The organism is Streptomyces sp. H27-D2 (assembly GCF_035828615.1).
In the GTDB taxonomy this organism is placed as follows: Bacteria; Actinomycetota; Actinomycetes; order Streptomycetales; family Streptomycetaceae; genus Streptomyces.
The window spans coordinates 1-7,065 of sequence record NZ_JAYMZR010000173.1; the positions used below are offsets into that span (position 1 = coordinate 1).

General features: G+C 68.0%; 7 protein-coding genes and 1 tRNA gene. 7 read left to right on the top strand and 1 reads right to left on the bottom strand.

Annotation, left to right across the window (positions count from 1 at the left end; genetic code table 11):
* Positions 1 to 368: 368 nt before the first annotated feature.
* The 6 genes from QMK28_RS33325 (at position 369) to QMK28_RS33350 (ending at position 5,286) form a co-directional block, all read left to right on the top strand.
* Positions 369 to 1,400 (top strand): hypothetical protein, encoded by a 1,032-nt coding sequence (locus QMK28_RS33325; protein WP_326443434.1) that lies wholly within the window; start codon positions 369 to 371, stop codon positions 1,398 to 1,400.
* A 152-nt stretch (positions 1,401 to 1,552) separates the two neighbouring features.
* Positions 1,553 to 1,626 (top strand) — tRNA-Ala (locus QMK28_RS33330).
* A 189-nt stretch (positions 1,627 to 1,815) separates the two neighbouring features.
* Positions 1,816 to 2,124, top strand: coding sequence for a hypothetical protein (locus QMK28_RS33335; RefSeq protein WP_326443435.1), 309 nt, complete (start codon positions 1,816 to 1,818; stop codon positions 2,122 to 2,124).
* A gap of 272 nt (positions 2,125 to 2,396) precedes the next feature.
* Positions 2,397 to 3,191, top strand: coding sequence for a hypothetical protein (locus QMK28_RS33340; protein WP_326443436.1), 795 nt, complete (start codon positions 2,397 to 2,399; stop codon positions 3,189 to 3,191).
* Positions 3,192 to 3,597: 406 nt separating this feature from the next.
* Entirely contained in the window at positions 3,598 to 4,170 is a 573-nt protein-coding gene (locus QMK28_RS33345; RefSeq protein ID WP_326443437.1) for a dihydrofolate reductase family protein, read from the top strand.
* Positions 4,171 to 4,464: 294 nt separating this feature from the next.
* Positions 4,465 to 5,286 carry an IS5 family transposase gene (locus QMK28_RS33350; protein ID WP_326443438.1) on the top strand — a complete coding sequence of 274 codons (822 nt, stop codon included), beginning with the start codon at positions 4,465 to 4,467 and terminating at the stop codon, positions 5,284 to 5,286.
* Here QMK28_RS33350 and QMK28_RS33355 read toward each other — a convergent pair.
* Entirely contained in the window at positions 5,213 to 5,764 is a 552-nt protein-coding gene (locus tag QMK28_RS33355) for a hypothetical protein (protein ID WP_326443439.1), read from the bottom strand. The two genes, QMK28_RS33350 and QMK28_RS33355, sit on opposite strands and share 74 nt — an antisense overlap.
* 237 nt (positions 5,765 to 6,001) lie before the next feature.
* Between QMK28_RS33355 and QMK28_RS33360 the strand changes: the two genes are divergently transcribed.
* Positions 6,002 to 7,063 carry a CHAT domain-containing protein gene (locus QMK28_RS33360; protein ID WP_326443440.1) on the top strand — a complete coding sequence of 354 codons (1,062 nt, stop codon included), beginning with the start codon at positions 6,002 to 6,004 and terminating at the stop codon, positions 7,061 to 7,063.
* The last annotated feature ends 2 nt before the right edge of the window (positions 7,064 to 7,065 follow it).

Genomic DNA, 7,065 nt, shown 5'->3' on the forward strand with positions numbered 1-7,065 from the left:
GCCTCTTGCGCTCGGAGTGGTTCGTCACCACCGGGCTATCAAGAGGACCTGTCTCTATGGGCAGTTATGGGCGAAGACGTCCGCTCGGCACTCACTTGTGGATCGGTTTGTTCACAGGCACTCAGCCGCGCGAGTTCCAGGCGCAGGGCGGGGAGGTTGGGATCGGGCGGGAAGATCGTCACTTACCCATCGGACGGTGCAGACCCCTGCCCTGTCAGTGCAGAGGTCTGCCCTATTTCCGCAGGTGACCGCGCTGCGCGCAGGGCAGAGGTCTGCACTACGGTGTGCGCGCACCACACCCCGCCCCCCACCCGTCCGGTCACCAGCAGACCAGCCCCGCACCGCAGACAGGAGGAACGCGCGCCCCAATGAGGCTGTGCACACCGCACCGAGTGGTGCCCCGCACCTGGACCGTCGAACTACGCCCCCGCCCGGACGGCCCCGCGCTCTACTGCCCCCGCTGCACCCCCGCAGGCCATCCGCTGGGAACGGCAGCCGCGCGGCCCGCGGCCCTGGCTCACCTGGCCCGCCACGCCCGCAGTGACGCTCTTCCCGCCCACCTGCGCACCTGCCAGTGCCACGACCACGGCTGCCGCTGGCACCCCCGCCACCGCGGCTGCGCCGGCCCCGTCCTGCTCGTCCTCACCCGCGACCACGGCGGCCGCACCTGGCGTCTGACCGACGTCTGCGCCGCCTGCGCAACCGCCACCCCGCACACGGCTGTGGTCCCCGACCACGCCCTCACGGCGCCCTCGCGGCAGCCCCGCACCGCGTCAGATCCGGTCCGGGCACGGCCTCGTGGCCCGTCGGGACGGATCCGGGTACAGGACATGCTCAGCTACCTCGCCTCGGCGCTGCCCACATCAGCCAGCGCCGAGGCAAGACTGCTGGCCCTGCAATGCGTGCTGCGTGCCGACGCCCACGGGCAGGTACGGCTCCCCACCGGGCTGCTGCGCGGGATGCGCCTGGGCCCCACCCTCACGGCGTGGCACGAGCTGGAAGAGCACCGCTGGCTGCAGCCAGCACACCGGGACCCTTCCGGCATCGCGGGCTCACTGGCCGTGGCGCACCTCCTCGACCCCCTGCCCCCGGCACCCGGCCGACCCGGCCGTACGCGCGCCGCCGACTGGGCGTTGAGAGTCACCTCACGAACACCCCTGAAAACGCTGCCACCCGGCGCCCGGCTGGCAGCACTCGCCCTCACTGCCCACCACTCCCCCAGCTCCGCACCGGCCTGCGCGGAAGCTGAGCGCATCAGCCGGGCCTGTGGAAGCGACCCCGCCGGCCTCGGCCGACTCCTCGATCAACTCCTCGCCGCACGCGCCCTCACCACCTGGGTCTACGACCGGGTCACCGAAGAACTGCATTGGACCTCCCCACCGAACCGTGTTGCGCCCTGACCGTCGTCCCTTCCCGGTGCCCGCCCGGCTGTGTCACTTTCTCCGGGTTCTGGCTCAGCTCAAGTGGTGTTGTCACGCTGAGCCATCCGTCGTTCCCTTCGATAATTCAAGAGCGGCGGAGTGCTGGCGGCTCGTATGATCAAGAGCGGGATGGGGCTCGTAGCGCAGCGGTTGTCGCGCCTTCACCGCATGTGGGAGGACGCCGGTTCGAATCCGGTCGGCCCCATCCCACCCCACGAGTCAACTGGCGACGACTCTGATCTCGGGGCGGGTACCGGGTCTGCGGAGGCGGTCGCGTGGGAGGGGGCGGTGAGGCGGTCGGGGGCCAGGATGGGGGCGATGGCCACGACGTCGGCCAGGCTCAGCCCGGCGGCGGGGGCGATGCGCTCCGCGGATGCTACTGCGGACGGTTCTGGTGGCGGCAGCCGACGCAGACGGTCCGCCTGTCCTTGAGTCGGTCTTTGATGCCCCCATCGTCGCGCGCCTGCTGGAAAGTGGGGTGACGCCGGTGCACAGCCAGACGATGGGCAGCGTGGCCGTGCGCACCGAGAAGCGGCTCGTGTGGGACTCCCTGGTGGGCGTCTACGGCGGGGAAGCACATCTGGCCGAAGCCGTCGCGTTGTTACACCAATCCCTGCAGGAGGGGACTGTCGAGCTGAATGAGGACCTGGCGGCCGCTCTGGCTCTGTACGAGAAGTACGCGACAGGCTGGCGCCCGGAGTGACGGCGCACCATGTGTAGGCGGCTTGCGGGCCACGTCTTCCTATCACCGACGCCTGCCCGCCCTGGTCCGTTGAGGTCTTGCACCGGCTCCACAAGGCACCGCCAGTACGGCGGCCCGCGGCCAGAAGGGAGCACCGCGTTGGTGTCGCGGTCGTGCGTGGTCTCGCAGTCGGGATGTCCGGAGGCGGACGGTGAGTGGCACCCCCTTGCAGGATGCCGCAGGCGGATAGGCGAGCCCGGTGGGGCGCCACGGCACAGCACTAGGCTCTAGGAGTGACGACACCAGCACCTCAACCCTCCGATGTCGGTAGACATCTGCTCTACCTCGTGGTGTTCGACCCGGAGGACGGCACTGCTCCCACTGAGATCTCTCCGGTCATCGACACACCACTTGAGGGCTCCGATCAATTCGCCATCCCTCACGGACTGGCACGCGACGTGGCCCGGGCGCTGCCCGGGCTGTGGTGCTGCCTGCACCTGCCGCAATCACCAGGAGACCTGGTCGACCTTGAGGCATGGAGGCTGAAGGGCCTGCAGCAGCTGGCGATGGGACATCACGTGATGCCCATTCCCGTCACCGCGCTCAACAGCCTGGCTCTGGCACCGTGGTGGCGGCCGATGCTGGCGTTGTGCCCGGACGAGCTTGTCGAGCGGACCGCACAGGGAGCGGTCGCGCTGGGGGTCGAACTCCCCGTCGCCTCCTTCTCGTCTCTGGGCGACGGGAGTCTTGAAGAACACTGGCGGGCCATCCAGGAGCGCGTGTGCCCCGACGTCCCTCCGCTGACGGGAAAGGTCACTCTCAGCCGCCGTCTGGACCTGGCCGCATTGGACCTGCCCTGGCGTCTCATGGCTCGCCGGATGGGCTGGGACATCGATGCGCCCGCCGAGGAGGAACCCCGTACGCTGCTTCATCGCACCCTGCAGGGGCACACGCTCGTAGCGGCCACCGCCCGACTGGAGCGTCAAGGCCTGACTCCCGAAGAAGCCGAACCAGTCTTTGAACAGACGGTCGTTGAGGAGCCGTTGTCGTACCGAGCATCGGGGCTGCGGATCGAACAGGGTTGCTGATCGGATGATCTTGAAGTGGTCGCCGCATCAGGGGAAGGCCTCCTGAGCAACTCGGGGTTACGACACCATCCGAGCGCCGGGAGGCCCTGTTGTAATGCCAGGTGAGCTGAGAACGTGGGCCGGTCCCGATAACTCTGCATTTGGACCGAGGCCAACCGCATCTCGTCGCCGCGCCACCGGTCGAGACTGGTTGTGCACCTGGCGGGTCCCGTGGTCGGACACCTGCCTGACTCCCCGGGGCGATCCCGGTGGCCGAGGTCGCCGGGAGGAACCGGCGAGGGCCGATGAGTTTCTCCGTGATCCGCAGTCATAGATCATGATTGGTGCACCGCAGCCACGAGCGTGGTCAGAGCGTGCACCGGCCGAACCTGCTGAGAACCAGACACGAGATACTGAGGAACCTTAGATGCGTACCCTGATCAGTACCGCTTTCATCTCCCTCGACGGCGTCGTGGAGGGCCCGGGCGGTGAGCCCGGTTACCGAAACTCTGGATGGACCTTCAAGGACGTCGAGTTCCTTCCCGAGGCATTCGACATCAAGGGCCGGGAGCAGAAGGAAGCCACCGCGATATTGATGGGCCGGACCAGCTACGAGGCGTTCAGCCCGGTGTGGCCCGACATGGAGGACTTCGCCGACTACAAAGTGATGCCGAAGTACGTCGTCTCCACCACCCTCACCAAGGATGACCTGGTGTCGAACTGGGGTGAGACCGCGATCCTGCGCTCGCTCGACGAGGTCGCCGCATTGAAGGAGACCGATGGCGGCCCGATCATCGTCCACGGCAGCGCCTCCCTGAACCAGGCTCTTTCGGACGCCGGCCTGATCGACCGTTACCACCTGCTCGTCTTTCCGCTCCTGCTCGGCGCGGGCAAGCGGCTGTTCAGCGCCACGGACAAGGACACCCAGAAGCTGAAGCTGGTCGAGCACGAGGTCTATGCCAACGGTCTGCAGAAGAACGTCTTCGATGTCGTCCGCTGACAGCACAGCGTGCCCGTGCCCGACTCCGGCCGCGGTCGGGCACAGGGAGGCCGGTTCTGATCGAACAGGGTGCCTGACCGGGTGATCTTGGCTGGGAGGACGCATGAAGGCAGGGTCTCCGGTGCAGCACGAGGGTTGTTGAAGCCAGCTCGTGAGACCGGAGGCCTGCTGATGCTGTTCTACGTGGTTTCGCCCTCGGGGTTCAACTCGATCCGCCCGGTGTGTGATTGTCTCGCTCACCGGTTCGGGAACGCGGCCGACCGTCCGGGGCGGGTGCGGCGGTATCCCTCGGACATGACGGACGCGCAGTGGGCGGTGGTGCGTGACGCGCTGCCGGTGCCGGCGTGGATGGAGGGCCGGGGCGGACAGCCGGAGGGTTACTGTCACCGGCAGATGCTGGATGCGGTCTTCTACGTCACCGACAACGGCATCAAGTGGCGCTCGATGCCCGTCGACTTCCCTGCCTGGGACCGGGTGTACGCGTTCTTCCGCAGGTGGCGGCAGTCGGGTCTGGCCGGGGAACTCCATGACCGGTTGCGCGGCACGGTCCGCGAGGCCGAGGGGCGTGAGCGTGAGCCGACTGCGGCCATCATCGACTCGCAGTCGGTCAAGGCGGCCGCCTCGGTGCCCGCGGTCTCACGCGGCTATGACGGCGGAAAGAAGATCAACGGCAGGCGCCGGCACATCATCACCGACAGCCTCGGCATGGTGCTGATGGTGCTGGTGACCGCCGCGAATATCACCGACCGCCAGGCCGCCCGGGGCATGCTGCCCCGGCTGCGGACACGGTTCCGTAAGGTCACCTTGATGTGGGCCGATGGCGGCTACACCGGCCGCCTCGTCCCCTGGGCGCAGGAGAAACTCCAGCTCACCCTGCAGATCGTCAAGCGAAGCGACGACATGACCGGCTTCGTGGTGTTGCCGAGACGGTGGGTGGTGGAGCGCACGTTGGGATGGCTGATGCGCTCGCGCCGCCTGGTGCGGGACTTCGAGACGCTGCCCACCAGCAGCGAGGCGTTCATCTACTTCTCGCAGGCCATGCTCATGAGCCGCCGCCTCGCCCGCCCGGCTGGCCGGACAGACCCAGAACAGGCGCGGTGGGCTGCCGCGGCGTGAACCGCCCGGTTGGTGACGCCAGCAGCCACTCCCGCTCAACCAGCCGTTTCGCCCGCGACCGCACCCCCTCGATCTTCGCTGGCACCAGCGGCAGCTCCAGCCGGGCCGCCAGTTCCTTCGCCGACACCCCCTCATCACCGCCAGCTCCGGACTCCACCAGCTCAATGATCCGCCGATAGTCCGGCGCGAGCGCCTCCAGCGTCACTCCCTGGCGCCACCGCGGCACGATCGACCCCGCGAGGGGGACCTTCTCCACCTCCACCTGGACCTCCCGGGGACCGGGAACGACAGCATCCGCCTCCTCGGCCGGAGCGGCCAGGGCCTCGGCGAGCTCCACCCGCGCGATCACCCGACGCTCCAACACCGCCTCAGCCTCGCCGAGTTCATCCGTGACCCGCTCCACCTCCGCACGAAGCTCCTCCGCCCGCACCCGGGCAGCCGTCTCCCGCTCCTCCAACAACCCCATCACCGATGTCACCGGTCATCTCCGCATCGCCGAGAACGAAATGATCACCCGAACCCTCCCGCAACGACACGAGAACCATGCCTGAGCAGCGGAAACTCAACGATCACATCCGGAAAGACAACAGCTTCTGAGGAGAAGGCACGACTGCGGCTGCCGGTTGCTCTGGCGCTGCCCGGGGTCGCACCCGCATACGTACGCAACGCCTACCCCCCTCAGCTGCGCAAAGCCCGCGTCCGCCCGCTCGCCGCGGTGGACGCCGGCGACACCTGGTCGACCGAGATCGGTGAACGCGATGACGCCCACGTCGAACGGGCGGCCATCGAGTACGCGCTGGCCCACCGGGCCGTCGCGAACGACAGCCTGGGACTGATGATGCCCTCCGTTCCCCCCAGCGCGTTCACACTGCTGGCCGACCTGGAAAAGCACTTCCGGGACTCTGCCGCGGACCGCCCCCGCTCGGTGGAAAAACTGCTCAGCCGCCTCAACGCCGTCGTCAGACCCTTGTTCACCGAACCGGTGATGGAGGCCATCAACCGGGCGTCGATGCTCACAGTGTTCTCCAACTTCCCGCTGGGCATTGCCACCATGCCCGGCGACACCGCCCCGCTGGCGGCGCGCCTGCCCCTGACCTACGAGCCACTGCTGCCGCTGACCCGCACCGTGCAGAAGGCCGGTGCCGTCGCCCTCGGCATCGAATGGAAGAACCGCATCCGTGTCCTGGTAGCGGAATGCATCCCCGCCAGCGACCCGGTGGGCCAGATCTCACGAGACGGCTGGCGGATCGCTCAGGACACCCTGAAGGACGTCGAGGGGCTGAGTATCCATGCAGTACAAACGCTCTCCCTGGACGCCCTGCGCGAGGCCGTCAGCGAGCACACACCGGACCTGCTGATCATCAGCGCGCACGGCACCCTCGTTGCCAACACGGCAGCCATCATAATCGGCGACGAACCGCACATCGAGCTCGGCCTGCCAAACACCCCGCCCGTAATCGTACTCAGCGCCTGTCACGTGGCTCCCCGGGGAGCCGGCGCCGTCTCCGTCACCGATCTCCTGCTACGCGAGGGCGCGCTGGCCGTATTCGGCACCCAAGTGCCAGTAAACGTGCGCCGCAACATGCGGCTGACCGGCCGCCTGCTGGCCAACCTCGCCGACCACCTCACCAACCAAGGACGTCACGCCACACTGTGGTTGCGCCATCTTGAAGTGGCTGGTCAGCAGGGGTGGCGTGACCCCGTTTCGGGGTGCTCGTGCTGGTCGTGGGCGGCAGTCTGGGGTGTAGATCGTCCGGCGGGGTGGTTTTGCCGATGAGT

Coding starts and splice junctions, on each gene's coding strand:
- QMK28_RS33325 (WP_326443434.1), top strand. CDS start 369: ATGAGGCTGTGCACACCGCACCGAGTGGTGCCCCGCACCTGGACCGTC.
- QMK28_RS33345 (WP_326443437.1), top strand. CDS start 3,598: ATGCGTACCCTGATCAGTACCGCTTTCATCTCCCTCGACGGCGTCGTG.
- QMK28_RS33350 (WP_326443438.1), top strand. CDS start 4,465: ATGACGGACGCGCAGTGGGCGGTGGTGCGTGACGCGCTGCCGGTGCCG.